The 26692-nt window shown below is 35.2% G+C and carries 27 protein-coding genes, 1 pseudogene and 2 riboswitches; of the genes and pseudogenes, 12 read left to right on the top strand and 16 right to left on the bottom strand.

Annotation, left to right across the window (positions count from 1 at the left end; translation table 11 throughout):
* Nucleotides 1–710 precede the first annotated feature (710 nt).
* From ABH960_RS26450 to ABH960_RS26435, 4 genes are all read right to left on the bottom strand, one after another.
* Nucleotides 711–1067, bottom strand: a complete 357-nt coding sequence (locus ABH960_RS26450; protein WP_002029403.1) for a YxeA family protein — start codon at nt 1065–1067, stop codon at nt 711–713.
* Between the two features lie 294 nt (nt 1068–1361).
* Nucleotides 1362–2198, bottom strand: a complete 837-nt coding sequence (locus tag ABH960_RS26445; RefSeq protein WP_404449359.1) for a YitT family protein — start codon at nt 2196–2198, stop codon at nt 1362–1364.
* 117 nt (nt 2199–2315) lie between these two features.
* Nucleotides 2316–2645, bottom strand: coding sequence for a PH domain-containing protein (locus ABH960_RS26440; protein ID WP_404449357.1), 330 nt, complete (start codon nt 2643–2645; stop codon nt 2316–2318).
* Between the two features lie 160 nt (nt 2646–2805).
* Nucleotides 2806–3783, bottom strand: coding sequence for a LacI family DNA-binding transcriptional regulator (locus ABH960_RS26435; RefSeq protein WP_404449355.1), 978 nt, complete (start codon nt 3781–3783; stop codon nt 2806–2808).
* Between the two features lie 305 nt (nt 3784–4088).
* Here ABH960_RS26435 and ABH960_RS26430 point away from each other — a divergent pair, with 305 nt between their 5' ends.
* Nucleotides 4089–4181 (top strand): DUF3948 family protein, encoded by a 93-nt coding sequence (locus tag ABH960_RS26430; protein WP_012260201.1) that lies wholly within the window; start codon nt 4089–4091, stop codon nt 4179–4181.
* 70 nt (nt 4182–4251) lie between these two features.
* On the opposite strand, the gene ABH960_RS26425 is transcribed toward ABH960_RS26430, so the two are convergent.
* Nucleotides 4252–4857, bottom strand: coding sequence for a lysophospholipid acyltransferase family protein (locus ABH960_RS26425; protein WP_002063482.1), 606 nt, complete (start codon nt 4855–4857; stop codon nt 4252–4254).
* Nucleotides 4858–5194: 337 nt separating this feature from the next.
* Between ABH960_RS26425 and ABH960_RS26420 the strand changes: the two genes are divergently transcribed.
* Entirely contained in the window at nt 5195–5290 is a 96-nt protein-coding gene (locus tag ABH960_RS26420; RefSeq protein ID WP_404449352.1) for a DUF3948 family protein, read from the top strand.
* Between the two features lie 69 nt (nt 5291–5359).
* Here the strand turns inward: ABH960_RS26420 and ABH960_RS26415 are convergent, their stop codons facing one another.
* Nucleotides 5360–5500 (bottom strand): YrzO family protein, encoded by a 141-nt coding sequence (locus tag ABH960_RS26415; RefSeq protein WP_002063481.1) that lies wholly within the window; start codon nt 5498–5500, stop codon nt 5360–5362.
* Nucleotides 5501–5521: 21 nt separating this feature from the next.
* Nucleotides 5522–6490 carry a DMT family transporter gene (locus ABH960_RS26410; protein WP_404449350.1) on the bottom strand — a complete coding sequence of 323 codons (969 nt, stop codon included), beginning with the start codon at nt 6488–6490 and terminating at the stop codon, nt 5522–5524.
* A 127-nt stretch (nt 6491–6617) separates the two neighbouring features.
* Between ABH960_RS26410 and ABH960_RS26405 the strand changes: the two genes are divergently transcribed.
* Nucleotides 6618–7484 (top strand): LysR family transcriptional regulator, encoded by an 867-nt coding sequence (locus tag ABH960_RS26405; RefSeq protein ID WP_002063480.1) that lies wholly within the window; start codon nt 6618–6620, stop codon nt 7482–7484.
* A gap of 427 nt (nt 7485–7911) precedes the next feature.
* Nucleotides 7912–7992, top strand: a pseudogene (locus ABH960_RS26400) (DUF3948 family protein); the annotation flags it as partial.
* A 65-nt stretch (nt 7993–8057) separates the two neighbouring features.
* Here ABH960_RS26400 and ABH960_RS26395 read toward each other — a convergent pair.
* Nucleotides 8058–9005, bottom strand: coding sequence for a substrate-binding domain-containing protein (locus tag ABH960_RS26395; protein WP_404449348.1), 948 nt, complete (start codon nt 9003–9005; stop codon nt 8058–8060).
* Nucleotides 9006–9139: 134 nt separating this feature from the next.
* Here ABH960_RS26395 and modA point away from each other — a divergent pair, with 134 nt between their 5' ends.
* The 3 genes from modA to ABH960_RS26380 all read left to right on the top strand — a co-directional run bounded on the left by modA (nt 9140) and on the right by ABH960_RS26380 (nt 11775).
* On the top strand, nt 9140–9946 hold the full coding sequence (modA, locus tag ABH960_RS26390; RefSeq protein WP_404449346.1) for a molybdate ABC transporter substrate-binding protein: 807 nt from the start codon (nt 9140–9142) through the stop codon (nt 9944–9946).
* A 5-nt stretch (nt 9947–9951) separates the two neighbouring features.
* Nucleotides 9952–10626 (top strand): molybdate ABC transporter permease subunit, encoded by a 675-nt coding sequence (gene modB / locus ABH960_RS26385; protein WP_002029397.1) that lies wholly within the window; start codon nt 9952–9954, stop codon nt 10624–10626.
* 297 nt (nt 10627–10923) lie between these two features.
* Nucleotides 10924–11775, top strand: a complete 852-nt coding sequence (locus ABH960_RS26380) for a GRP family sugar transporter (RefSeq protein ID WP_002009926.1) — start codon at nt 10924–10926, stop codon at nt 11773–11775.
* A gap of 67 nt (nt 11776–11842) precedes the next feature.
* On the opposite strand, the gene pnuC is transcribed toward ABH960_RS26380, so the two are convergent.
* Nucleotides 11843–12493, bottom strand: coding sequence for a nicotinamide riboside transporter PnuC (pnuC, locus tag ABH960_RS26375; RefSeq protein WP_404449343.1), 651 nt, complete (start codon nt 12491–12493; stop codon nt 11843–11845).
* 196 nt (nt 12494–12689) lie between these two features.
* Here pnuC and proC point away from each other — a divergent pair, with 196 nt between their 5' ends.
* The 4 genes from proC (at nt 12690) to ABH960_RS26355 (ending at nt 18502) form a co-directional block, all read left to right on the top strand.
* Nucleotides 12690–13493 (top strand): pyrroline-5-carboxylate reductase, encoded by an 804-nt coding sequence (gene proC / locus ABH960_RS26370; RefSeq protein WP_002091431.1) that lies wholly within the window; start codon nt 12690–12692, stop codon nt 13491–13493.
* A 1-nt stretch (nt 13494) separates the two neighbouring features.
* On the top strand, nt 13495–14328 hold the full coding sequence (locus ABH960_RS26365) for an aldo/keto reductase (protein ID WP_002063472.1): 834 nt from the start codon (nt 13495–13497) through the stop codon (nt 14326–14328).
* Nucleotides 14329–14482: 154 nt separating this feature from the next.
* A riboswitch (SAM riboswitch) is annotated at nt 14483–14587 on the top strand.
* A gap of 132 nt (nt 14588–14719) precedes the next feature.
* On the top strand, nt 14720–16360 hold the full coding sequence (locus ABH960_RS26360) for a peptide ABC transporter substrate-binding protein (RefSeq protein WP_113938329.1): 1641 nt from the start codon (nt 14720–14722) through the stop codon (nt 16358–16360).
* Between the two features lie 501 nt (nt 16361–16861).
* Complete coding sequence (locus ABH960_RS26355) at nt 16862–18502, top strand: peptide ABC transporter substrate-binding protein (protein ID WP_404449340.1); 1641 nt, start codon at nt 16862–16864, stop codon at nt 18500–18502.
* Nucleotides 18503–18548: 46 nt separating this feature from the next.
* On the opposite strand, the gene ABH960_RS26350 is transcribed toward ABH960_RS26355, so the two are convergent.
* Nucleotides 18549–19688: a YhgE/Pip domain-containing protein gene (locus tag ABH960_RS26350; RefSeq protein WP_404449338.1), complete on the bottom strand. Its 1140-nt coding sequence runs from the start codon at nt 19686–19688 to the stop codon at nt 18549–18551.
* 58 nt (nt 19689–19746) lie between these two features.
* On the bottom strand, nt 19747–20328 hold the full coding sequence (locus ABH960_RS26345) for a TetR/AcrR family transcriptional regulator (RefSeq protein ID WP_404449336.1): 582 nt from the start codon (nt 20326–20328) through the stop codon (nt 19747–19749).
* A gap of 266 nt (nt 20329–20594) precedes the next feature.
* On the opposite strand from ABH960_RS26345, the gene ABH960_RS26340 reads away from it, so the two are divergent.
* Nucleotides 20595–21062 carry a YusW family protein gene (locus ABH960_RS26340; protein WP_012260194.1) on the top strand — a complete coding sequence of 156 codons (468 nt, stop codon included), beginning with the start codon at nt 20595–20597 and terminating at the stop codon, nt 21060–21062.
* A 24-nt stretch (nt 21063–21086) separates the two neighbouring features.
* Here ABH960_RS26340 and ABH960_RS26335 read toward each other — a convergent pair whose 3' ends face one another.
* From ABH960_RS26335 to ABH960_RS26315, 5 genes are read right to left on the bottom strand one after another with little or no spacing between them, the layout of a single operon-like run.
* Nucleotides 21087–22697 (bottom strand): peptide ABC transporter substrate-binding protein, encoded by a 1611-nt coding sequence (locus tag ABH960_RS26335; protein ID WP_159147379.1) that lies wholly within the window; start codon nt 22695–22697, stop codon nt 21087–21089.
* A 13-nt stretch (nt 22698–22710) separates the two neighbouring features.
* Nucleotides 22711–23484 (bottom strand): ABC transporter ATP-binding protein, encoded by a 774-nt coding sequence (locus ABH960_RS26330; RefSeq protein WP_012260192.1) that lies wholly within the window; start codon nt 23482–23484, stop codon nt 22711–22713.
* Nucleotides 23481–24479 carry an ABC transporter ATP-binding protein gene (locus ABH960_RS26325; RefSeq protein WP_404449333.1) on the bottom strand — a complete coding sequence of 333 codons (999 nt, stop codon included), beginning with the start codon at nt 24477–24479 and terminating at the stop codon, nt 23481–23483. Before ABH960_RS26325 ends, ABH960_RS26330 begins: the two co-directional genes overlap by 4 nt.
* Complete coding sequence (locus tag ABH960_RS26320) at nt 24436–25440, bottom strand: ABC transporter permease (protein WP_404449331.1); 1005 nt, start codon at nt 25438–25440, stop codon at nt 24436–24438. The genes ABH960_RS26325 and ABH960_RS26320 overlap by 44 nt, the downstream gene beginning before the upstream one ends.
* Nucleotides 25441–25456: 16 nt before the next feature.
* On the bottom strand, nt 25457–26374 hold the full coding sequence (locus ABH960_RS26315; protein WP_016095104.1) for an ABC transporter permease: 918 nt from the start codon (nt 26372–26374) through the stop codon (nt 25457–25459).
* 137 nt (nt 26375–26511) lie between these two features.
* A riboswitch (SAM riboswitch) is annotated at nt 26512–26616 on the bottom strand.
* Between the last annotated feature and the right edge of the window lie 76 nt (nt 26617–26692).

Below are 26692 nucleotides of genomic sequence, written 5' to 3'. Positions count from 1 at the left end.
TCCTTCTTGTTTTATCATCTATATTAGTTAACAATTAAATTTGTTATTATATCAAATAATCCAATACATACTACGGCAACAGTAAAGTAGCTACAGAAATCTTTAATTGGAAACTTCACTACTTCTTCTTTACGCATCCCAGTTTTCTCCCTTCTTAATATATCCCTAATTATTTTTTATCTATTTGTATCTATTATGCAAAAAATATGACAAATTTACTATCGAATTAACTTACGTAAACCTTACAATGTTGTAAGGTTTGAAAAAGAGCCTCATCTAAATAGAGATGAGGGCTATTAAAAATTAGTTGGTTTTTCATTCTTCATTAACATTACAAACAGAAAGTGATACAGTGAGACTTTCTAGTTACACTATATGAAATTTACTATATTTTAACCATCGAATTACATTACAGAAGGCTTACATATTTGTAAGCTATGTGTAATGTAATTCGATAGTTTCCCTTACCTATATTTCGTACAATAAAGTTAGAAAGTAAGCCAAATAAGAAGAACACTCACATAACCAAATTACATTGCTAGTAGCCGACTCTTCTTATACCTTTCACTCATGCTACTACAATGTACCCCCTTCCCCTTTATATAATAAGAAAAGCCTTAGTCCATATGAACTAAGGCTTTTTCACGAACCTAAAATACCCCTACCTAGTATTTTTATTTTCGACAAAAAATAGGCAGGGGTATAATTCGCTATCTCATCGTTAAAAGTTTACTCTTCGCATTAATAGGAATATTTACAGCTTCAATTTCTTCAATTGCCTCGCCGTAGCGTCCTTTTGCGTACACCTTTAATGCCTCATCTCTCTTTAACATATGCTTAACAGTCTTCTTTATTTTTTGTTCTCTTCCACGTTCATCAAATGCAATAAATTCATATTCATACCATTCATCACCGACATGCTGACCAATCGCATCCACAATTGTATAGTATTCTTTCGTCGTATAAAGCGGATTATATTTATCAATAACTGGTCCAAGTTTCGTAGGTAGTAATACTACTACTATCACTACCATAGCTATTACAGTAGTAATTATTTTTTTCTTCATAATACTGATCTTCCTCCTCTACAGGATACTTATACATCCATTCTAAAGAGCAGGAATTTAATCTACCATTCAATCCCATTACATTACCCTTACATTTTTGTAAGAATAAAGTGAAACTTTAATCAGTGGGGGTTTTGTTCATCCCCCCACTGATTATCAGCCCTCACCAATCGGGTGTTTACGGGCAGTTGATCTCCCACCTAACTTCTTTGCTCCAGCTGAATTTTGAGGTGGGAGTTCTACTGCCCGTTAATGCGGGATAAAAAAAGATGAACGAATTTTCTCGTTCACCTTTTAGCTTGCTTTAAAGCCACCACCAAGTACATCACGCACATCGTGAATGACAACGAAGGCATCTTCATCAACTCTACTAATAACTTGCTTTAACTTAACAAGCTCTTGTTTATTAATAACGATATATAAAACTTCTTTATTTTTACCAGTATATCCGCCGCGTCCTTCTAATACAGTGACACCGCGCGTCATGTTTTTCGTAATAGTCTCTCGAATTAAGTCTGGTTGATTCGAAATAATCGTAACAGCTGTTTTTGTATCCATACCTTCCACGATGAAATCAATTACTTTCGCTCCGACAAATACAGCTACAAGTGTATACATTGCCTTTTCTTGTCCTATTATAAATACAGATCCAGCAATTACAACGATATCAATAATAAGTACGCCTTTACCAACGCTCCAACCTAAATATTGATTTGCTAGTCGAGCTAAAATTGCCGATCCTCCTGATGTACCTCCAGCTTTGAACATACAGCCTAATCCGATACCTACAAATACACCAGCAAATAAAGCTGCTAGTAACGTATCACTATTTACTTGATATTCGATATGTTCTGTAACATATAAAAACAAAGATGTTTCCACAATACCTATAATTGTGTAAACCATCGTTTTCTTATCAAAAAATTTATAACCTACAGCTAATAAAATTGCATTCAAACCAAAATTCACAATTCCCGGTGACCAATCAAATAAATAGTGCGTAACAACTGTTAAACCAATAATTCCACCCTCTGATAAACGGTTTGGAATTGCAAAGTAATTAATACCAATTGCGAATAATAATGAACCAATTGTAATTAGTGTTATTTCCTTTATACGTTGATTAACCATAGTTCATACCTCCCCCCATTTGACATTGTATCACTATCTCCTAGAGGTTTAGAAGTTGTTTTTATTCCGCATTTCCCCTCACAAAGACCAAGATATTATGTTTAAACAAAGGGGTGATTAATTATTCATATTCGCTCTAACTGTACGGACAAAGCGCTCCACACTCCCACTCTGAATATACTTAGCTCTAATGGTTTCACGATTACAAGTACATTCGAAATATGGACGGAAATCTATGTCATCTATATGCAAATACGAATACTCTTCAAATATCGCAGGATAGCACGGAAATTTCCCGTAAAATAGAAGACGTCTAGTAGTGGCAACAAAAATCCCATGTTGATAACATAAAGTAAAGTCATCCTTTTCAAATATCCCTACGACAAACGCTAAAATCTTTTCGTCATCCTCTACATATTTTTTCATACTTAATAAAAGTTCATTCATGCATATCCCTCCAAATTCTATTCATTGTTTTAACACTTGAAAAGAATCCATGGATTATTACAGACCGGTGTAACTCTTTTATAAAGTATGAAACGCGTTTCCTGTCAAAGACATTTCAAAAAATAATCCGTTATGTGATTATACACATAACGGATTATGACTAAACTGTAGAACGTTCCACAAGTTTATATGGAATTTCCATCTTTTCTTGTTTAGAACCCTCATCACTTACTTGCCTATAAAACATTTCAAAAGCCGTCTTACCTATTCCCTTTAAATTTTGGTCAATGGTTGTCAGTTGTAAAACTTGAGAAATCGGTTGATTATCAAAACCAATAATCGCTAAATCCTCAGGAACTTCAATACCTAATTTTTCAACTTCTGTCATGATCCCAATAGCAACTTCATCTCCTGCCACTATTAATGCTTCAGGAGGATTCTCCATCTCCTTGAATTGATGTGCAACTCTTACACCATCTTCTAATGTAAAGCATTCTGTGAAAATCCAATCTTCCATCACTTCTTCATCTATTAATTGTAGCTGTTGTTTATAAGCATCAAAACGTTTCTTACTACTTGGCCCTAACTTTCTTCCCGTACAATATCCAATCTTCTTATAACCTTTTTCAATAAGGTAACTCATCCCTAATTGAAAGGCATTAAAATGATCTGTATATACACTCGATATGCTTTCAATATCATTATCCTCACAAGCAATAACCGCCCCATACGCTGCATAAGGCTCTATAGTTTCCCACTCATTAGCACGAGAACAAATGATAAGACCGTCTAGTTGCTTTGTTTTCAACATATGTAAACTTTTCATTTCTTCTTTTTTATTGTAGTTCGTTTGACAAAGAAGCACCCTGTAATTATGAGCTAACGCAACTTCCATCATTCCACCCACCATCGCATCAAAAGATGGATGATTAATATAAGGTAAAATCACGCCAACAATATTCGTCTTCCCTTTTGATAAATGCACAGCATTTGCATTTTGCGAGTAATTCAATTTCTCAACTATTTCTAAAACAACTTTCCTTTTTTCTTCACTTACATATGGATGATCATTTAATACCCTCGAAACAGTCGTAACTGAAACCCCAGCCATCTTTGCAATATCTTTAATATTAGCCATACACTCACCTCTACTTTTAACTTAATGAATCACATGAACATATGTCAAATCTTCTCATCATGACACTTTCATTCGTTTTTCTTACAAAAGTGTAATTTTCCTGTAAGCTAATTCGATAGTGACTCTCCGCAACATTTCATATAATTAAGTCAGAAACAGGGCAACAACCATTTGAAAAGGAGCGGATCTATATGATGAACAAAATGAAAACGAACAATTTCTTAAATACAATGAGCTTGGTATTTTCCGCTCTTATCGATGCAAAAGCTGTTGCTTCTACATTAAACAAGTAAGGAGAATGCATTATGAACAACATCACTTTTAATAAATTAGATTTTTTAGGACTAGCTAGCGGCACGGTTCTTCTTACTGCTTTCATTTACGCTGCTACACTATAACTTTGTGTCCCCTTTCCCCTTTATATAAATAATAATAGAAAAGACGACCGTCTATACCCGGTCGTCTTTTTTAGCTTTGATTCGGCTGCAAAACTTCCTTTAGTTCTTCAAACTTTGCATTTAATTCATCTGTCATCATCTTCATAGCCGTTTTTCGATCTATTTGTTCTTCAGCATCAATTTGAATTGGGTCTCCAAAAACTAATCGCGCTTTTTTTCCTTTTATCAATTCTTTTATACTTGATGGACCAACATAAGCTGCCGGTATTAACGGAACGTTAGAACGCATTGCAATCGTAACAGCCCCAGCTTTTAGTGAAACGTCTTCTGATGACCTCGTCCCACTCGGGAAAATCCCTACTACTTTTCCTTCTTTTAATAAACGTGATGGAATTTTTAATGTGCTTGGCCCTGGATTCGCACGGTCTACAGGGAATGCATTTACATTTTTAAAAAACCAATTTTTAAATTTCCCTTCAAACAATTCTTTTTTTGCCATGTAATGAATTTGGGTTGGGTACATTCCTGCCGCTAACATTAAAACATCCATAAAACTTGTATGTGTACACGCAACAACATAAGGGCCATCTTCCGGTAATTTCTCTCTCCCTTGTACTTCTACCTTCCCAGCCATTTTAAATATATATTTCAACGAAAATGTAATTGGTTTATACATTTGTTTCGTTCCTTTCTGAATATCCGAAGTATAATCATTTTCTTACAACGATTATAACACTAAGTTTTAGGAGTTGGTAATAAAAATAAGTATTTATTGTTAAATTTCAATTCTTACAAAAGTGTAATTTTCTTGTAAGCTAATTCGATAGTGACTCCCCCCCAATATCTTATACAATCAAGTTAGAAAGTAACAACAACCATTTGAAAAGGAGCGGATCTATATGATGAACAAAATGAAAACGAACAATTTCTTAAATACAATGGGCATGGTATTTTCCGCTCTTATCGATGCAAAAGCTGTTGCTTCTACATTAAACAAGTAAGGAGAATTTATAATGAATAACATGACTTTTAACAAATTAGATTTTTTCGGACTGGCTAGCGGCTCGATTCTTCTTACTACTTTCATTTACGCTGCTACGCTTATATAACTTTGTGTCCCCTTTCCCCTTTATATAAATAATAATAGAAAAGACGACCGTCTATGCCCGGTCGTCTTTTTAATTTTTTCTTTCCTTCAAGTCTTTTAAAAGCTGTATCAGTTCAGCTTGTTGTTTTATATTTTTACGACCGTTTCGATTAATTGCTGCAAGCTCGCAGGCAACTCCAGCAGCAAAGAAAAACAATAAACTTTCTAACATATAAAATCCTCCAGTTGCCTATTAAACAGCTTGACGCAATTGCTTTTCTTGCAAAATTTGTTTATTTATATTTTCTTCTTTTCTCTGACAAACATTATTACGAATAAGCGCTGCAATAACAAATAATGTTCCTAATACATCAAATGTCGTTATCTTATATCCTTGTATCATCATAATAACTAAAGTAGTAATTGGCACAAAGTTAATAAATAAAATACCATTAATTGATGATAAGATTTTCACACCGTAGTTCCAAGCAAGTAGCGCTACAATACCTGGTAATGTCATCATAAATAATAAATCATATTTCACAATAGAAATCGATCCCATACTTGGGACTGAAACGTATCCAAGCGCCGTAATGATTACCGTTATAATTCCTGTGACAGCCGTACCAAATACACAGGTCAACGTAGAATAACGTAACGTAGACCAATCACTACACGTTTGACCACCCATCGTATAAATAACCCATCCTACAACACCAACAAATATAAATGCTAGTGAAAACATGTTATCTTTCAATGTTAAAAAGAAACTCATATCACCTTTTGTAATAACAAATACAGCTCCTACAAATGCGATAATCATGCTCGTTATCATATACTTCTTCGGCTTTATATTTTTATATCCCCATAAAATACAAATTGAAATCATCGGCATAAGCGCCTCCATAATAGAAGCTACCATCACACCTGATTTTCCCATTAACATTTGTCCTAGAAAAATTAATACATTATATACGGTAAACGCCATTGTTCCAAAAAAGACGAGTAACTTCCCTCTTCCTTCTAAGCGAAATGCTTTCTTTCCTTCTTTCATTAGCAATAATACAATCAGTACAATTGCTACGGCTCCATAGCGAATAAGTGAAAAATAAAATGGATCTATGTATTCTAGTGCATGATCAGCAACAGGAAACATTGCCCCCCATGACATACTTGCAACTAAACATGCCAACGCACCTATTATCATTTGACTTCTTCTCACCGCAATCCCTCACTTCTTTCTATTTGCACAAAGAGAATTGTAAAAGAAAAAATATATCACGTAAAATGATTCAAAATGATGTTAACTATCATTTATAATGATAGTTAACATCAAGGAGGAGCATAAAATGGAATTACGAGACTTACAAATCTTCCAGAGCGTTGCCGACCGCGGTAGTGTAAGCGGCGCAGCAAAGGAATTAAATTATGTACAATCAAATGTAACCGCACGTATTAAACAATTAGAAAACGAGCTGAAAACACCTCTCTTTTACCGTCATAAGCGAGGCATGACTTTAACAGCTGAAGGAAGAAAAATGCTCGTTTACGTTCATAAAATTTTGCAAGATGTTGAAGAGCTAAAACAAGTGTTTTTAGATAGTGAAACACCATCTGGCATATTAAAAATTGGTACAGTCGAAACAGTCAGTACATTGCCTACCATTTTGTCTTCTTACTACAAAAGCTATCCAAATGTCGATTTATCATTACAAGCTGGTCTAACGGAAGAACTTATTAGAGAAGTGCTCGATCACCAATTAGATGGTGCCTTTATATCAGGTCCTATTAAACATCCACTAATTGAACAATACGATGTTAGTACCGAGAAATTAATGCTTGTTACACAAAATAAAGCTTTTCATATAGAAGAATTTACTACGACGCCCCTACTCGTTTTTAATCAAGGATGTGGATACCGTTCCAAGCTTGAACGATGGCTTAAAGATGAAGGTTTGCTACCAAAAAGAATTATGGAATTTAACATATTAGAAACTATATTAAATAGCGTAGCGCTCGGTCTTGGGATTACACTCGTCCCCCAGTCTGCGGTGCAGCACCTTTCTACAGCAGGTAAAGTCCACTGCCATCCAATTCCGGAGAAATACGGCAGTATTTCAACTGTTTTCATACGCCGTAAAGATAGTTACATGACCAATTCGATGCGCAGCTTTTTAAAAACAATTAAAGAGCACCATCATATCAATATGCTTTAAAAGACATTCTTACATGAATGTCTTTTTTTCTTACAAAAGTGTAATCCTCCCGTAAGCTAATTCGATAGTTGCAGCCGGCCATATTTCATATAATTAAGACAGAAAGCAGGGCAACAACAATTCGAAAAGGAGCGGATACACATGATGAACAAAATGAAATCAAACAAATTTTTCAATACAATGGGCATGGTGCTATCCGCACTTGTCGATGCAAAAGCAGTTGCAACTACATTAAACAAATAAGGAGAGATTATGATGAACAACATTACCTTCAACAAATCAGACTTTATCCCGCATTAACGGGCAGTAAGACTCCCACTTCAAAATTCAGCGAAATCAAAGAAGTTAGGTTTGGGATCAACTGCCCGTAAAAGCCCGATTGGTGAGGGCTAATAATCAGCGAGGGATACCCCGCCCTCACTGATTAAAGTTTCACTTTATCGAACTTGCAAGTGGAGCAGCTCTTCTTACAGCTTTCATTTACACACTTGCTCAAAGTCTTATTTAACACTTTGTTTCCCCCAACCCCTTTATATATAGAAAAGGCTGCTCGTCTTATAGACAAGCAGCTTTTTAGTTTGTTTCATATATAATTTGGCCTGTTTTGCTTATATCATATCCACCAATTGCTTTTAATTCATTGTGAAACTCTTCAGATTGCAAAACCTCTTTTATAACCTCAATAAGTTCCTCATTTTCTCTATTCTTCAGAAGTACTAAATCATACTGTTCTTTCATTATTGGAATAAAGTCTACGTTCACAATTTGGGAAAACTTTTCTGATCCTACCCCAACATCAGCTTTTCCATTCGCGACTTGCGAGGCAACGCCAAGGTGATTCGATTCTTCCCATTCATACCCGTTAATATCTTCTTTACTTAATTTTTGAATTCGCAATTGCTCATCCACTAACACCCTAATACCAGAACCTTTTTCTCGATTTACAAATCGTATAGATGACTGAGCTAAATCAGCCCATGTTTTTATATTTTGTGGGTTCCCTTTTTGCACATAAAACCCAACATTTCTTGCTAATAAATTCATCATAATATATGGTTGTCCAACTAAAATACGTTTTACGTAAGGAACATTATATGTACCCGTTTCACCATCAAATAAGTGTAAACTAACGACGCTTCCTTCTCCTTGGTACATCTTCACTAAACTCGTTAAACTACCTTGATACGCTCTCAATATATTAGAATTTGGCAATCGATTTTCTATATGCTTTGCCAACATATCTAACGTTAGTTCTTGACCACTAATGATGCGTGTATTCGAACTACTAATTTCATCCTTCTTTACAGGAGTAAATTGTACCTTCCCTGTTTTCATTTGCTTTATATATTGTTCTAAATCAGCTGCATCAATGCGCATTTGTCTACCAACCCTATAAGAAGGAAGTTCTCCTTTTTTAATTAGGTCGTATACAGTTAATTTTGATACTTTTAATCGCTTTGCTACTTCTTCCGTTGTGTAGGAATGATGATCCATAGACGATTCCTCACTTTCTTCCTTCATTGTAACAAAGAAAAGAATATTTCTCCTAGTTTTAAAAAACAACTATACCGTTCAAATTATATTCAATTATAACTAGTTATAATTAGTTATAATTAGTTATAATTAAATATATCAAAACAAAAGGGGATTTTTTTATGAATAAGTTTACATTACGATCCATTGGGGCACTTATACTTTCTTTTCTTCTTATATTTAGTGCTGCATGTACAAGCGGAGAAAAGAAAGAGAAATCAACTGCCAAAGAAGGAAAAACAGTAGAACTTACTATATCCGCTGCTGCAAGCTTACAAGATGCACTAAAAGAAATTGAAACAAAATATAAAGAAAAAGAACCTAATATTAAACTTTCTTTTAACTTCGGTGCTTCTGGTGCACTTCAACAACAAATTGAGCAAGGTGCACCTGCTGATTTATTCTTCTCTGCAGCAGAGGATAAATTCCAAACTCTTGTTAAAAAAGGATTTATTAATGAAAAAGAAGGGAAAAACCTTCTTGGAAATGAACTAGTTCTAGTCGTTCCAAAAGATAGTGCTCTTACAAAATTTCAAGATTTAAAGGATGAGAAAATCAAGAAAATCGCACTTGGTACACCCGAATCTGTACCTGCAGGAAAATATGCAAAAGCTTCTCTCACATATGAAAATCTTTGGAATGACGTTCAAAATAAAATCGTATTTACAAAAGATGTTCGCCAAGTGTTAACATATGTAGAAACAGGTAATGTTGATGCTGGTATTGTATATAAAACAGACGCTCTCGTTTCAGAAAAGGTAAAAATTGTAGAAGCGGTAGCAGCTAATTCTCATGAGCCAATCCACTATCCTTTAGGTGTTATAAAGGAATCTAAGCATAAGAAAGAGGCGACTTCATTCTATGAGTATTTACAATCAAAAGATGCACAATCTATCTTTAAGAAATATGGATTTACAATCCTGCCATAATCGCTATGAGCTTTGATGCAATTTTGTCACCTGTCTTTCTATCCTTGCGAGTAGCTGCGTGCGCCACAATAATCGTTACGATCTTAGGAACGATTATTGGACGAGCATTAGCGCGCTCCTCGTGGCGATATAAAGTACTACTAGAAACTATTTTCTTATTACCAATGGTGCTTCCACCAACTGTTATCGGCTTTTTTCTAATTATCATTTTTGGAAATAACAGTCCCATTGGAAAGTGGATTGAATCATTATTTCAGCAGTCCATTATGTTTACATCTACTGCTGCTATCATTGCTTCTACAGTCGTTGCATTTCCGCTCATGTACCAATCAGCAAAAACAGGATTTTCTATCGCAAATGTACAAATTGAAGATGGCGCGCGCGATCTTGGTGCAAGTGAATATCAAGTTTTTCTACATGTTACACTCCCGCTTGCATTCCCCGCACTACTTAGCGGTATGATTTTAAGCTTTGTTCGCGCACTCGGTGAATTTGGTGCAACTTTAATGTTTGCAGGAAATATACCTGGCAAAACTCAGACGATTCCAACGGCGATTTATATGGCTATTGATGCGAGTAATATGCAACTAGCTTGGACACTTGTAATCATAACGATTAGTATGTCCCTTCTATTCTTACTATGCATTCAACTCATTAATAGAAGAATTACTACTTCTTAAAGCAACTTTCGACAAAAGTTGCTTTTTATTTCCCGAAAAATAAAATGATTTGATTAATAACTGAATTTTTCTCCTTATTTAAATATACATTTTATTTGAATTCACTTTCTAAAATAGGTAATTTCCTGTTATTATATGAAAGTGTTTCAAAAAATGAAGAAATGAAAACGCATTTATATCGTAAATTCTTCATCCTGTTTTAGCGATCGGTAATCTTCTACTCTATTAGTGGGGCATTACCGATCGTTAGAACGATATGTAATTATATTGGTATAGAAAACCGAAGGGAGTCTTGTAATGGACATTTTATTAGCGCTTCTTCCTGCAATCGCATGGGGAAACATCTTATTAGTAAGCGTAAAAATGGGCGGTGGTGCATATAGCCAAACGGTAGGTATGACAATCGGTGCTCTATTCTTCGCAACAACTATGTATGTATTTACTCAACCAACTTTAACAATGACAGTCTTGATTGTTGGCTTTATTTCAGGTTTATTCTGGGCTTTAGGACAAGTAAACCAATTAAAAACAGTTGAAAAACTAGGTGTTTCAACTACTGTAACTATTTCTACTGGTATGCAACTTGTTGCAACTTCTATCTTTGGAGTTATCGCTTTTCGTGAGTGGACTACTACTACAACGATTGTTCTGGGAACGATTGCAATCCTATTAATCGTAGTTGGTGTAGTATTCACATCACTAGATGATAAAGAAAATGCACAGCCACCAGGACAATTGAAAAAGGGACTTCTTACTTTAATTGTTTCTACTTTCGGTTATCTTGTATATGTAATTATTATTCGTTGGTATAACATTGATGGTTGGTCTGCTATTTTACCACAGGCAGTTGGTATGTTCGTTGGTGCGGTTGTACTGACGTCTAAACATAAACCATTTAACAAATATGCAATTCGTAATGCTGTATCTGGTTTACTTTGGGGAACAGGAAACTTATTCTTACTTCTTTCATTACCACGTGTCGGAGTAGCGACAAGCTTCCCATTATCTCAAACTGGAATCGTTATCTCAACATTCGGTGCGATTGTCTTCTTAGGTGAAAAGAAAACAAAACGTCAATTGATCTTTATTGCTCTAGGTAGTGTTTTAATTATCGGCGGCGCTGTATTGCTTGGTATGACAAAAGCATAAATTTATACTATATTTAAACCCCCTGAAACGTATATGCTTCAGGGGGTTTTTTGATTACAATTATTTTCTAAATATAATTATTTACACGTTCTCGCTCTTTATGGTTTTTCTTCCATTCTAGCAAGCCATCGATACATAAAAATAGATTAATAATAGCTAATACTAACATGACGTATAAGCCCGTTGAAATATAAATCACAATGCTAACTATGTTATACAAAATCCATAAATGCCAATTTTCTAAGATTTTTCGGCTCAGCATAAATTGAGCTACTAATCCTAATACAGCGTTTAAAGCATCTAAATATGGACTTGTCGATTCTAAATAACGGACTTGATAATATCCCCAACCAATCCAAGCAACTAAAATAAAAAGTATATAAATAATCCATCCTTTCAAATCTAAGCGGACTGTCGGTTTTACCTTCTCCTCCCCACTACACGCAATCCAGTAATACCAACCGTACACATTAAATATAAATTGGAAGGCTGCTAATACTGCCATTGCGTATAAGCCTTGTGTAGTGAAAATATACAGAAATACCGCAACTGTAATCATCCCAAATAAAAAGTTTGATACCTTTTCCCTTGCAAGTAACCAAACATTAATAATCCCCATAACCGATGCGAAAATTTCAATATAACTTGATCGGATATAGAATCCAACTAATATGCAAATAATACTAGAAATGAGTAAAAAAAGTGGACTTCTAACCATATTTATCTCTCCCCAGATATGTAATAAACTCCCTATCAACAGTATAAGAAATAACTCTTATACTTACTATAAATTTTCTCCTGTAAAACTCCCCACTCATCTATTCCACTTACGATAAGCCGTTTCTTTTTACAAAATTCTCTTAAAAATGGTATCGTTTTTTATAACATATTCTCATCAGAAAGGAATAAAGGATATGCCTAATAAACATCGAATTTTATTTATTGGTGCCGGTCGTATGGCAGAAGCTATATTTGCTGGACTACTTACAACAAGTAAAGAATACATCGAAGAAATTATTGTTTCCAACCGAAGTAACATAGAAAAACTAACGCAATTACAAACTCAATATGATCTATCGATTACAACAGATTGGAAACAGCATATTAAATCTGTAGATACAATCGTTTTAGCAATGCCGCCTGTCGCACATGAACAGCTATTAGCGGATCTATCCCCTCTTCTAACTAATCAATTTGTCGTGACAGTTGCTGCCGGAATCGGACCATCTTATCTAGAAGAAAGACTTCCCCAAGGGACACCTGTTGCTTGGATTATGCCAAATACAGCTGCTGGAATTGGAAAGTCTATCTCCTTATATACGACGGGACATTCTGTAGATGAAACACATCAAGAAACGTTACAACTTCTTTTAAAAGGTATCGGTACCTCACAGTTTTGTACCGAAGAGGAAGTTCACCAACTTACCGCAGTTACTGGTAGTGCACCCGCTTTTCTCTATCACTTTGCTGAAGGGTTAATTGAAGCAACGAAAAGCTATGGTATTGATGAGGAAACAGCAAAACACCTTGTCATTCAAATGATTGCTGGCTCTGCCGCTATGCTCCAGCAAAATCAGGATCCAGCTATGCTCCGCGAACAAGTAACAACACCAGGAGGTTCAACGGCTGAAGGCTTAAAAGTTCTATATGAAAATAATTTTTCAGAAGTCATTCAACAAGCAGTTGAAGCGACCAATAAAAAAGCTAGGGGGAATTAATATGACTTTAACAAGTTTAAACGACTATACAACATTACATAACGGCGTGAAAATGCCTTGGTTCGGCTTGGGTGTTTTTAAAGTTGAAGATGGTACAGAAGTAATTGATTCTGTAAAAGCAGCTATAAAAAATGGATACCGTAGTATCGATACTGCTGCGATATATAAAAACGAAGAAGGCGTTGGACAGGCAATTCAAGAATCTGGTATTCCTCGTGAAGAGTTATTCATCACTTCAAAAGTGTGGAATAGTGATCAAGGTTACGAGTCAACACTACAAGCATTTGAAACTACATTAGAAAAATTAGGTCTAGAATATTTAGATCTATATTTAGTACATTGGCCTGTAAAAGGAAAATACACTGAATCATGGAAAGCTTTAGAGCAGCTTTATAAAGATGGTCGTGTTCGTGCTATCGGTGTGAGTAATTTCCATATTCACCATTTGCAAGACGTATTTGAAATTGCAGAAATTAAACCAATGGTTAACCAAGTGGAATACCACCCACGTTTAGCACAAGAAGAATTACATGCCTTCTGTAAAGAACATAACATCCAGCTTGAAGCTTGGTCACCATTAATGCAGGGGCAGCTACTTAATCACCCAACATTACAAGAAATCGCTACGAAATATAATAAATCGACTGCACAAGTTATTTTACGTTGGGATCTACAAAATGAAGTTGTAACAATCCCTAAGTCTATTAAAGAACACCGCATTATTGAAAATGCAAACATCTTTGACTTTGAATTAAGCTCGGATGATATGAAAGCAATTCAAGCTTTAAATGAAAATCATCGCGTTGGTCCAGATCCTGATAACTTTAACTTCTAGTAGGGAAACCACTGCCATATGCAGTGGTTTTTTTATTTTTAATAAAACTGAAAGTTTAAACTATATTCCATTTGATTGACACTTCATTATCTAAGGTGTAATATTTTGAATTATCAAAGAAACACAAAAATTAATAAAATTTATTTGTTTACTCATTGTATCAAGAGAGGTGGAGGGACTGGCCCTTTGAAACCTCGGCAGCAGGTTCATTTTGAATACTGTGCCACTTCCTGCAAGCTTTGTGCTTGAAAGATAGAATGAGGGACTTCGTTTATATACGGGTGCATAACTTGTACGTAAAAATCCCTCTTTCTCAATACGAAAAGAGGGATTTTTTATTTTTCATTTCCCTCATCATCATCCAAACTTAATTATTTAGGAGGAAAATCAAATGAAAAAGAAGTTTGTACCCGGTATTGCATCAGTTGTAGGAGTAAGTATTTTATTAACTGGTTGCGGTAGTTATAAAAACGAAGCGAGCGGAGCAAATGCAAAAGACGAGGCACCTAGTAAACAGGTTTTAAACTTATCTTCACCTACCGAAATACGAACAATGGATACGGCTCGTGCTACAGATACTGATTCTGGTCAAGTAATGAGAAACGTATTTGAAGGTTTGTATAATCTTGGCGAAGGTAACAAGCCTGTCCCTGGCGTTGCAAAATCTCATGAAATAAATGGCGATAAAACGAAATACACATTCCATTTACGAGATTCAAAATGGTCAAACGGCACTCCTGTTACAGCGAAAGATTTTGTCTTCGCTTGGCAAAGAGCTGTCGATCCAGCAACAGCCTCTGAATATGCATTTCTATTCTTTGATATTAAAAATGCAACAAAAATTAACAACAAAGAACTTCCTGCCGATCAACTTGGTATAAAAGCAGTTGATGACCATACGTTTGAAGTAGAATTAGAGCGCCCTGTTCCGTATTTTATTAGCTTAACGGCGTTCCCAACATTTCTACCAATCAACGAGGAATTCTTTAAAGCACAAGGTGATAAGTACGCTTTAGAAGATAACAAAATCTTATACAACGGAGCTTTTACACTAAGCGATTGGAAGCATGAACAAAGCTTTAAATTTAAGAAAAACCCTACCTATTGGGATAAAGATAATGTCAAACTCGAAGAAATCAATTTCAACGTTGTGAAAGAAAAATCAACAGAAGTAAATTTATTCGAATCCAAACAATTAGACCGTATAAAACTAACATCTGACTTCGTTGATAAATATAAAAAGGATGCTAACTTTAAAGAACGCCCGAACGTAGGCGTACAGTTTTTACGTATGAATCAACAAAACAAAGTACTTCAAAACGTTTCTGCACGCCAAGCAATCGATCAAACAATTGATCGAAAATCCTTTGTAAATACGTTATTAAATGATGGCTCTACACCAACCTTTAGTCTCGTGCCGAAAAACTTTGCAAAAGGGCCTGATGGAAAAGACTTCCGTACTGCAAACGGCGATTTAACAAAAGTTGATACAACATCTGCACAAGAATTATGGAAGAAAGCAAAAAAAGAACTTGGTTCTGAAAAGATAACATTAGAATTATTAACAAGTGATGGTGACCTTGAGAAGAAAACTGGTGAATTCCTAAAAGGGCAACTAGAAAAGAATTTAGATGGCTTAACAGTAAATATAAAACCGCAACCACGTAAACAACAAGTTTCACTCTTATTAAAAGGTGACTACGAGATTGGAATTGACGGTTGGAGCCCTGACTTTGCTGATCCAATTACATTCCTTGAACTATTTACGACGAATAACCCTTACAACTTAGATCATTACTCTAATAAAGAGTTTGATGACACAATTGAAAAAGTTAAAACTACTTTGGCTGGTGATGAAAAAGCTCGCTGGGAAGCGTTACTAGCATCAGAAAAAATCTTATTTAAGGACTCTGTTATCGCTCCTCTTTACCAAAAAGGAGAATCTTATCTAGAACGTTCTTATGTAAAAGGAATTGTGCAAGTAGACTTTGCAGGCCAGTTAAACTTCAAGTGGGCAAAAATCGAAAAATAAAGTGAAACTTTAATCAGCCCTCACCAATCGGGCTTTTACGGACAGTTGCCCCCCCTTACTTCTTTGCTTTCACTGAATTTTGAGGTGAGGATCTTACTGCCCGTTAATGCGGGATAAAATGCAACTTAGATCATTGTGTTCCCACCCACACCCATTGTTTTTTTAGCAAAATATATTAAAAGCGGATTCCCTAATATGAGGAAATCTACTTTTTCAATATATTATTCCAAGAAATTAACACTCCACTTTTTATTATTGACATATAGTTCTTTCCAGTGTTAATATTCTAAATAATCAAAGAGACGAAATATTTAACCATCAAAATGTAATGTCTACAAAGTTGAAACATATAACGTCAGATTATAGTTCAACATGTATATACATATAGAACACCTGATTACCTATATACACATATTTATAATAGGTTTTCTCTTCTGTAGCTACACTTCAAGACATGGACATTATGGCGTTACGAACAACACATTTAGGGAGGAAAGAACAATGAAGAAAAAAGTTGTACCTGTTGTTGCATCTGTTTTAGGGGCAAGTCTACTACTAACTGCTTGCGGGGGAAATAAAGATAATGCAGGCGGAGCAAAAGCGAATGATAAAGCACCTGATAAACAAGCGATTAACTTATCATTTGCTTCAGAAATTCCAACAATGGATGTTGCAAAAGCAACGGATGGGGAATCCATGAACGTAATGCGAAATGTTTTTGAAGGTTTATATGCAATGGGAGAAGATAATAAACCGATTCCTGGTGTTGCTGAGTCGGTTGACGTAAGTCCCGATAAAACAAAATATACATTCCACCTGCGTGATTCAAAATGGTCAAACGGTACTCCTGTAACAGCAAAAGACTTTGTATTCGCTTGGCAACGTGCCGTAAACCCTGAAACAGCAGCTGAATATGCATTCTTATTCTTTGATATAAAAAATGCGAAACAAATAAATCAAAAAGAAGCAGCGATCGATCAATTAGGCGTTAAAGCTCTTGACGATAAAACTTTAGAAGTACAACTGGACCGCCCTGTTCCCTACTTCTTAAACTTAACGACATTCTCAACATTCTTACCAATTAATGAAGACTATTTAAAATCTCAAGGCGATAAATACGGTTTAGAAACAAATCATTTAATTTACAATGGTGCTTTCACATTAGATAACTGGAAACATGAACAAAGCTTCCAATTGAAGAAGAACCCTAACTATTGGGATGCTAAAACTGTAAAACTAGAAGAAATCAACTTCAATGTCGTTAAAGATAAATCTACAGAAGTTAACTTATATGATTCAGGACAAATTGATCGCGTTGCTTTAACTGCGGAGTTTGTTGATAAGTATAAGAACGATACCAACTTCAAGGAACGTGCTGAAGTCGGTATCCAATTCTTACGACTAAATCAGAAAAATGCAGTATTAAAAAATCAACATGCACGCCTCGCTATTAACGAAGCAATGAATAAAAAAGCGTACGTAGAAACAATTTTAAATAACGGTGCAATCCCAGCAGAAGGAATGGTTCCTGCGAAATTCGCAAAAAGTCCAGACGGTAATGACTTCCGTAAAGAGAATGGAAATCTAGTCAAAGATGATGTGAAATCCGCAAAAGAAAACTGGAAAAAAGCGAAACAAGAACTTGGTACTGACAAAGTAAAAATTGAACTATTAACAAGTGATAATGCTTTAGCTAAGAAAACTGGCGAATATTTAAAAGGTGAACTAGAAAAGAATCTAGATGGATTAACAGTGACTTTAAAACCTCAACCACGTAAACAACAGTTAAAACTACTATTAAGTGGTGATTACGAAATCGGAATCGATGGCTGGGGTCCTGACTTCGCGGATCCTATTACATTCTTAGATCTATTCACAACAGATAGTGCTTATAACTTCGATAAATACTCTAACAAAGAGTACGACGAGCTTATTCGTAAAGTAAAAACTGATTTAGCTGGTGATGAAAAAGGTCGCTGGGAAGCAATGAAGCAAGCTGAAAAAATCTTATTACAAGATGGTGCTGTTGCTCCTTTATACCAACAAGGTCGTTCTTACCTACAACGCGGATTTATTAAAGGACTTGTAACAACTGACTTCGGCGGTGAATTTAACTACAAGTGGACAGAAGTTGCAAAATAATAAACGCTAGTAAAAAAGGTATCCCACGAAGGATACCTTTTTTACTTTATGCTTCTTTAACTACAGAACTTCTCCTCTTTACTATCCCTTTTATACCTATAGTGATTCCCGCTACCAATTGTGTAACTAGTATAATAAGTAATAATGAAATAATATTTTCCTCTAAACTAATTCCACCGAATATTATTGTATAATAACCATTTGCTGCGTATGTTGCGGGAAATAATTCACCGATCGTTTGATATGTTTTAGAAAGCATTGCATGTGGTACCATGACGCCCGAACTTACAAGTTGTAAAGAAAGAGAGATAATGTTGAAAAGCATACCTGCATTTCCAAAGACGGTAATAAACATTTGCGTTAATGAAAGGAATGCAAAAAAGACGATTGCTTGAAACATCCATATATTCCATACCGTTTCTTGTACTTCAATGTGGAACCCTTTCATCAGGCCCATTGTAATACATGCAAATAAAATTGATACTGTACCGTTAATTATTTGTCGGGATAAGAAATTACTCCAACCACCCTCCACTTCTTTTGCCACTTTCGATAATTCCATACTCATAATCATTGCTCCTACAAATGAAGCTAATACAATCATAAGTGGTACCATATTAACGGAAAATCCTTTTGCATCATTTACTTTATGAACTGTAAAGCCAATTGAATCTTCTGTTAAGCCTTTCATCACTTCTACATTTTCATATCCTACAGCTTGTAATTTTCCAACAATCTCTTGTTTTTTATAACTTGCTATCTCCTTATTTACATTATCTCGAATTTGTTTTGCTGCTCCTTCCATCATTTGTTTCGCCATCATGGCATTCGCTTGATTAATGTGGAAGTTTAAATTTGTTTTTCCCGCTTCATTTATATCTTTTGAGAAAGAAGCGGGAATTTCAATAATCATATCGTATGCATGATTGTTCATTTTCTCTTTGGCTTTTTCCATAGACGTTTCTTTTTCTGCTTGAAACGGTAAATTTTTCTGTAAACCTTCCGCCATTTTACTACCTATATTTGCATCCCCATTTACAATCGCAATACGCATTTGATCGGCCCGTTCATCCACTCCATCGTATGCTGTTAACCACACACAAAAGAAAATAAGTTGGAACGATAATGCAACTACCATTCCTACATACGTACCCGGTCGTTTTAAAAACTGTTTTAATGTATCCATCTTCTCAATCTCCTAATTAGCAAGCAAGTACACACTTGCATTTCATTTCAAATAAATACTAGGGTCTCAATTCCCTAGCATATAAGATGATATTATTCTCAATAAAATTCTCATTATCAATTTCTGTCAGTCGATTTGCAAATCGTAATTTAGATAAGAAATAACCAAAATTGATCCATATAAAATTCATTACTTGTGCTTCAATATTCGTATCAATAATCTTGCCCTGTTCCTGCATCTTTGCAAAATAAATCATTAATTCCGTTTTTAATCCTTGTGGTATTTTTGCAATTTCCTCGTCTAATTCAGGGAATTCCCCAGCCTCACGTATACCAATAGAGATAATATCTTTTGCTTCATTCAAAAATTTATGATAATGCCTTGCTAAGTTTTTCAAATCCGTTTCTAATTCCCATACAATCTCTGTTTGCAAAAACTGTTTTAAATGTGGTACATATGAAAATTCAGCAACTGCGGCTTCAATAACACCCTTCTTACTTTTGAAATTGCGAAATATCGTTACTTCATTGACACCCGCACGCATTGCAATTTCCTTCGTTGTCGCCGCTTTATATCCTTTTTCTTTCACTAATTCAACTGCTGCTTGAATGATTTTTTCTGCTGTCTTTGAGCGCGCCATAAAGTCCTCTCTTCCTCATGCAAGGATCACTTACATTTTGATTATATTACTTTTCTAATAATTGTCAATAATTCTCTTTCGCTTCTTTTTGTATTTCAGTACCTCCTCACAACTTCAATTTACCATATACATACAAATTCTTTTTGATTTAAATTGCGGATTAATCCTTGAAGCTATAAGAAAATAATTTATTTTCATCACATACATAATTACATGAAATTAGGAAAAACTTGTATAGAACAAATTTACATAAGGAGGAATTTATAATGAGAATTTTACTATCAATTTTATTAGCTCTTATGCTAGTACCTGCATTAACAGGATGTAAAGCTCCTGCAAAAGAAGACACAACTTCTAATAAAAAGACTACAGAAGAGGCAAAAAACGAGGCTCCTGCTGATTTAAAGCTAAACTTCAATGAATTCGATTTAAAAGCGGACTATCAGGATACGAAGAAAGACTACGAAGCTGATTATAAAAATGTAGCAGCCGATAAAAAAATGGAAGCAAAAGTTGAAGACCATAAAGCAGATGTAAAATTAACAGGCGACGAGGCTATTACAAAATTAAGCCCACTTCTACAAGAGTTGAAATTTGATAAAGATACTCCTGACCAAGAAGTAATTGATCAAGTAGTAAATGTATTCAAACTTGATAAAGACTATCAAAAATTCGCTTTAGAAGTTATCTTCTCTGATGGAACGAAAAAAGAATATAAGAAAGAAATAAAATAAAGAAGTAGGCGATTGCCTACTTCTTTATTTTTTAATTTTTACGTATCTTAGTTCTGGACTAGAACCAATAATGAATTGGACGCCAGATACTGATGATTTTTGTAAATACGAAGCACTTGGGAAAATAATTGGGATCAATGGTGTTTCATCAAACATAATGTCTTCTGCTTTATGCAATATATCAAAACGTTTATTTTCATCTTGTTCTGTTTTTGCTTGATTAATTAAATTATCAAATTCTTTATTATACCACTTCGCATAGTTGCTCGGACCATCACCTGCATATAATTCTAAACGGGCACTAGGGTCTAAGTTAGAACCTCCCCACCCCATATAAGCTAATTGGAAATCACTTTGCTTGTATGTGTCGATGTAACTCTTCCACTCTTTATTTTCTAATTTAATATCTACACCAAGGTTTTTCTTAAACATTTCTTGCATTGCTTCTGCTACTTTTTTATGTTGTGTATCTGTAGTGAATTTTAATGTTACTTCAGGTAATGTAGACCATCCTTGCTCTTTCATGCCTTCTTCTAATAATTTTTTCGCTTCCGCTGGATCAAATTTTACGTAATCGCCTTTTTCTTTACGGAAATCACGGCCGCCTTGTGTTTTTGCCCCTTCTGGAACAAAAGCATATGCTTCTTGTGCATTATTTTTATACAGTTTTTCAACGATAAACTTACGATCAACCGCTAATGAAAATGCTTTACGTACTTTTGCATTTGTAAACGGCTCTTTTTCTACGTTAAACGAATAAATATAAGATGAGAATCCTGCAACACGCTTATATTCTTTATTTCCTTTTTCTTTCTCAATCATCTCTTGTGGTAAACCACTTAGTAAATCTAATTCTTTTGATTTAAATAATTGATACGCTGTTTTAGAGTCTGGAATAATACGAAACTCAATTTCTTTTAATGTTACCTTTTTATCATAGTATTCTTTATTTTTTTGTACTGTAATTGCTTGGTTATGCTTCCATTCTTTTAACGTGAATGGTCCGTTCGTAATTAACTCTTTTGGGTCTGTTTTTAATTTATTATTATCATCAATTGATTTTTTAGATAATGGAATAAATAATGAACTTGCTAGCTTTTGTTTGAAAGAAGCAACTGGATATTCAAGTGTTACTTTTAACGTTTGAGGATTAACCACTTGAATCCCAACTTGTCCCTCTTCACCTTTTCCAGTATTATATGCCTCTGCACCTTTAATAAAATACATTTCTGTCGCATTCATAGAACCCGTTTTCGGATTTAATAATCGCTTCCATGCAAACTCAAAATCATTTGCTGTAATAGGAGAACCATCTGACCATTTAATATCTTTCTTTAGATGAATTGTATATTCAGTCCCATCAGCATTTACTTCTTCTTTATCCGCTAACTCATTATGGATTTTCCCATTGTTATCCTCAGTATATAAACTTGAAAATAAGTTCCCAATTACATATCTCGAAGTAGTATCTGTCGCAATGGCAGAATCAAGCGTATACGGATCACTGCTAATATTCGTTACTAATCGATCCCCGTCTCCCTTACCAGCACTCGCCTTTTGCGTCTCTTTCTTACCGCAAGCAACAGAAGTGATCGCTAAAACAGTCATAATGACAAATAATAAAAACTTCTTCATCCTACATTCTCCTTTAACCTGAAATTTTTGGTGTTGATGCTAATAATGTTTTTGTATAAGAATGTTGTGGATTACGGAATACTTCGTCCGTATATCCAAATTCAACAAGTTCTCCTTTGTATAAGACAGCCACCTTTTCACATAAATAGTGAACCATCGGTAAATCATGTGCGATAAATAAATATGTATAGCCTTGTTCCTTTTGAATCTTTTGCAGCAAATGTATAATTTGGATTTGCAGCGAAACATCTAATGCTGAAATTGGTTCATCAAGGATTAATACTTCTGGCTCACATAATAGCGCTCTTGCAATGGCAATACGTTGACGTTGTCCACCGCTAAATTCGTGGGGATAACGATCAATATATCGTCTATCTAATCCAACACGCTCTAGTGCATCACCTGCGACTTTATCTTTCAATCCTTTATCGCCTAAACCGAATGAAATATAGCCTTCTGTTACAATATCGCGTACTTTCCAGCGCGGATTTAATGCAGCTGTGGAATCTTGAAAAATGAACTGTACTTTCTGCAAGAAATCCCGCTTATGAGCTGACTTCAGCTTGTGAACAACTTGACCGTTATAATCAATTTCACCAGACGTTGGACGCTCGATCCCAGCTATGAGCTTACCAAGTGTTGTCTTTCCAGAACCACTTTCTCCAATAATGCCAAGCGTTGTTCCTTTTGGGATAGAAAGTGATATACCTTTTAACGCTACGATTTCTTTATTTTTACTTCCATACGTTTTCGTTACTTGCTTTACAGTAATTAAATCTGTCGTCATGAGGCATTCACCCTCTCTTTTGGTTTCGCTTTATTATGCTGCCAGCAATGTGAACTATGCTCCTCAGAATATGTTGTTCTCTCTGGGAAGCGATGAATACATTCTTTTATCGCTACAGGACAACGATTCACAAACGGGCATCCAAAACTATTTAACGTTTCAATTGAAGGCGTTGTTCCCTCAATTGCTCTAAGTACCTTTTCTGAATCATCCATATTCGGAATTGCTTGCAATAAACTTTTTGTGTAAGGGTGCTTAGGTGAGCCAATTACTTCTTGAATCGTTCCTTTTTCAACAACACGTCCCCCGTACATAACTACTACTCGGTCAGCTACTTCACGTACAAGTGCCAAATCATGTGTAATTAATAAAATACTCGTATTTTGTTTTTTCTTTCTTTCTTTTAACAACTCCATAATTTGCTTTTGAATCGTTACATCTAATGCTGTTGTAGGTTCATCTGCAATAACGAGCTTCGGGTGACAAGCAAATGCAATTGCTAAACAAATACGCTGCCTCATACCTCCGCTTAACTGATACGGGTATTGTTCAAAGCGTTTCTCTGCTTCATGTATCCCTAAATCATTTAGTAAGTTAATTGCAATTTCTTTTGCCTCTTTTTTCGATTTCTTTTCATGCTGCACAATTACTTCTGTAATTTGTCTTCCCACCCTCATCGTCGGATTTAAAGATGAAAGCGGGTCTTGAAAGATAAAGGAAATATCTTTCCCGCGAATTTGATTCCATTCTGATTCTTGTAAATCCGTTAATTCCTTTGATTGGAAAGATATATTTCCATCATCAATATGAATCGATTCTTGATTTAAGCCGATAATTGATTGTGCTGTAACACTTTTCCCTGAACCACTTTCTCCGACAAGTGCAACTATTTCACCTTCGTTAATAGAAAAGGAAACATGCTTCACAATTGCTTGCTTACTATTCTCTTTTTCAACGGCCAACGTTACGTTTTCTAAAGATAAGATTTGTGCCATGTTTTTTCTCCTTTCGATTACGTTTTACGATTTTTGGATCAATTGCATCTTGTAAACCGTCACCAATCGCATTAAATGCGAACATGATGAATGCAATCATAATTGCCGGGAAGAATAGTTGCCACCATTCTCCGCTTAGTAATATCCCAAGTGCATCGTTCGTCATCGTGCCCCAACTTGCCGCTGGTGATTGTACTCCAAGTCCGATAAAGCTTAAAAATGATTCTGAGAAAATGGCTGCTGGAATTGTAAATGATAAATTTACGATAATAATCCCTGTTAAGTTTGGAATTAAATGTCCGTATATAATTTTCATATGAGGTGTACCTAATCGCTCTGCTGCAATAACAAATTCTCTTTGTTTCAATGAAAGTACTTGCGCTCGAATGAGACGTGCCATGCCAATCCATCCCGTTAACGCAAGAGCTATAATAATTGTAAAAAGTCCTGGTTTCATAACGATTAATAGTAAAATAACAATTAATAAATATGGGATACCGTATAACACTTCAATCCCTCTTATAATCCACTCATCAATTAACGTTCCAAGACGATTACGTCCTCTCACATATCCACTAAAGCCACCGATAAGTACACCAAGCCCTATATCAAGAGCTGCTGCTACCAATCCAACTGTTAATGAAATTTTCCCACCAGCCCAAGTACGCGCCCAAATATCTCTCCCTAAATCGTCTGTTCCGAACCAATGCTCACTACTAGGCGGTAAATTAGTTGCTTCTTTTACTTGTTCACTCGCAGTAAATGGCGTTAAACTTTCGCCAATAAGCGAGAAAACAATAATTAGTAATAACGTCACTGCCCCTAAAACTGCTATAGGGTTTGATATAAACTTGCGAAACACTTCCTTTTTCCGGCTAATCGTTTGCTGATCTTTATTTATCGTTAATTCTTTTTTCTCTTCATTCGTTAATAACTGGTCATTAATGTCATAAGCCCCCATTTAAACATCACCCTCCTTACGTAATAGAACGAATGCGCGGATCAACAATACGATGAATGATATCTGTAATAAAAATACATACAATTAATAGCGCACTATAGAAAATGGTTGTTCCCATAATCACCGGATAATCTCGGTTGAAAATACTGTCTACAAAATATTTTCCTAAACCAGGAATTGAAAAGATTTTTTCAATAACGAAAGTCCCTGTTAAAAGTCCAGCCATTAATGGGCCAACAAATGTAAGTACTGGAACAATCGCATTTCGAAGAGCATGTCTTATAATGATTTTCTTAATTGGTATACCTTTCGCTCTCGCTAGCTTAATATAATCACTCTGCAACACTTCAATCATATTAGAGCGAACAAATCTTGTAATAACTGCGATTGGCCCGAGCGCTAATGCGAAGGAAGGTAATACAGTATGCTCAAATGTTCCCCAAGACGCCACTGGTAATAATTCAAATTGTATGGCGAATACTTGTATAAATAGTGGCGCTAAAATAAAACTAGGAATAGAAATACCGAGAATCGCAAGCAAGCTCACACTATAATCAATCACTTTCCCATGATATAGCGCGGCAAATGTACCTGCTGCAATTCCAACTAACAATGAAATAATAAGTGCTTGTAAACCAATAATCGCTGATGGACCAAAGCCTGTCGTTATAATTTCTGATACACCTTGCCCCGTCGATTGAACGGATTCACCAAAATCAAAATGCACTACGCCATCTAAATAAGCAACATATTGATTCCATAACGGTTCATCAAGGTGATACTTTGCTCTCATGTTTTGTATCACTTCTTCAGGAAAAATCTTCGCATCTGATGAAAATGGATCCCCTGGAATAATATGCATAATCAAAAATGTTACTGTCGTAATAACCCATAGTGTAAATACCATAACCGATAGTTTTTTAATCACATACACTTCAATAACCCCCTAAACAAATGAATTTACTTTGTTTTATTGACATATTTGTTGCCATTACTCCTTCTCTACTTCTTAAAACACAAAAAGCCTTGATCTTAAAAAATAAGATCAAGGCTTAATAAAACTATGCCCATCACTTATCTTTCAAGACTTGCTTGCTGGAATTAGCACGGTGTTCTATTACAGAACCCGCTGCTGAGGTGTCATAGGGCCAGTCCCTCTACCTCTCTGGATAAGTAAATTGCTATATTATTATTTGGTTCAAATTGTATATTTCGAATTATAATTCTGAAAAAATGAAAAGTCAATCAATTT

It is taken from the genome of Bacillus sp. RC252, assembly GCF_044909215.1.
Classification (GTDB): Bacteria; Bacillota; Bacilli; order Bacillales; family Bacillaceae_G; genus Bacillus_A; species Bacillus_A mycoides.
Note: the sequence above shows the minus strand (reverse complement) of the source record. Positions and strands in the feature narration are given on the sequence as shown.

Bases quoted from the DNA above. Each gene is read 5' to 3' on its own strand.
- ABH960_RS26450 (WP_002029403.1), bottom strand. From the start codon at position 1,067: ATGAAGAAAAAAATAATTACTACTGTAATAGCTATGGTAGTGATAGTA.
- ABH960_RS26445 (WP_404449359.1), bottom strand. From the start codon at position 2,198: ATGGTTAATCAACGTATAAAGGAAATAACACTAATTACAATTGGTTCA.
- ABH960_RS26440 (WP_404449357.1), bottom strand. From the start codon at position 2,645: ATGAATGAACTTTTATTAAGTATGAAAAAATATGTAGAGGATGACGAA.
- ABH960_RS26435 (WP_404449355.1), bottom strand. From the start codon at position 3,783: ATGGCTAATATTAAAGATATTGCAAAGATGGCTGGGGTTTCAGTTACG.
- ABH960_RS26430 (WP_012260201.1), top strand. From the start codon at position 4,089: ATGAACAACATCACTTTTAATAAATTAGATTTTTTAGGACTAGCTAGC.
- ABH960_RS26425 (WP_002063482.1), bottom strand. From the start codon at position 4,857: ATGTATAAACCAATTACATTTTCGTTGAAATATATATTTAAAATGGCT.
- ABH960_RS26420 (WP_404449352.1), top strand. From the start codon at position 5,195: ATGAATAACATGACTTTTAACAAATTAGATTTTTTCGGACTGGCTAGC.
- ABH960_RS26415 (WP_002063481.1), bottom strand. From the start codon at position 5,500: ATGTTAGAAAGTTTATTGTTTTTCTTTGCTGCTGGAGTTGCCTGCGAG.
- ABH960_RS26405 (WP_002063480.1), top strand. From the start codon at position 6,618: ATGGAATTACGAGACTTACAAATCTTCCAGAGCGTTGCCGACCGCGGT.
- ABH960_RS26395 (WP_404449348.1), bottom strand. From the start codon at position 9,005: ATGAAGGAAGAAAGTGAGGAATCGTCTATGGATCATCATTCCTACACA.
- modA (WP_404449346.1), top strand. From the start codon at position 9,140: ATGAATAAGTTTACATTACGATCCATTGGGGCACTTATACTTTCTTTT.
- modB (WP_002029397.1), top strand. From the start codon at position 9,952: ATGAGCTTTGATGCAATTTTGTCACCTGTCTTTCTATCCTTGCGAGTA.
- ABH960_RS26380 (WP_002009926.1), top strand. From the start codon at position 10,924: ATGGACATTTTATTAGCGCTTCTTCCTGCAATCGCATGGGGAAACATC.
- pnuC (WP_404449343.1), bottom strand. From the start codon at position 12,493: ATGGTTAGAAGTCCACTTTTTTTACTCATTTCTAGTATTATTTGCATA.
- proC (WP_002091431.1), top strand. From the start codon at position 12,690: ATGCCTAATAAACATCGAATTTTATTTATTGGTGCCGGTCGTATGGCA.
- ABH960_RS26365 (WP_002063472.1), top strand. From the start codon at position 13,495: ATGACTTTAACAAGTTTAAACGACTATACAACATTACATAACGGCGTG.
- ABH960_RS26360 (WP_113938329.1), top strand. From the start codon at position 14,720: ATGAAAAAGAAGTTTGTACCCGGTATTGCATCAGTTGTAGGAGTAAGT.
- ABH960_RS26355 (WP_404449340.1), top strand. From the start codon at position 16,862: ATGAAGAAAAAAGTTGTACCTGTTGTTGCATCTGTTTTAGGGGCAAGT.
- ABH960_RS26350 (WP_404449338.1), bottom strand. From the start codon at position 19,688: ATGGATACATTAAAACAGTTTTTAAAACGACCGGGTACGTATGTAGGA.
- ABH960_RS26345 (WP_404449336.1), bottom strand. From the start codon at position 20,328: ATGGCGCGCTCAAAGACAGCAGAAAAAATCATTCAAGCAGCAGTTGAA.
- ABH960_RS26340 (WP_012260194.1), top strand. From the start codon at position 20,595: ATGAGAATTTTACTATCAATTTTATTAGCTCTTATGCTAGTACCTGCA.
- ABH960_RS26335 (WP_159147379.1), bottom strand. From the start codon at position 22,697: ATGAAGAAGTTTTTATTATTTGTCATTATGACTGTTTTAGCGATCACT.
- ABH960_RS26330 (WP_012260192.1), bottom strand. From the start codon at position 23,484: ATGACGACAGATTTAATTACTGTAAAGCAAGTAACGAAAACGTATGGA.
- ABH960_RS26325 (WP_404449333.1), bottom strand. From the start codon at position 24,479: ATGGCACAAATCTTATCTTTAGAAAACGTAACGTTGGCCGTTGAAAAA.
- ABH960_RS26320 (WP_404449331.1), bottom strand. From the start codon at position 25,440: ATGGGGGCTTATGACATTAATGACCAGTTATTAACGAATGAAGAGAAA.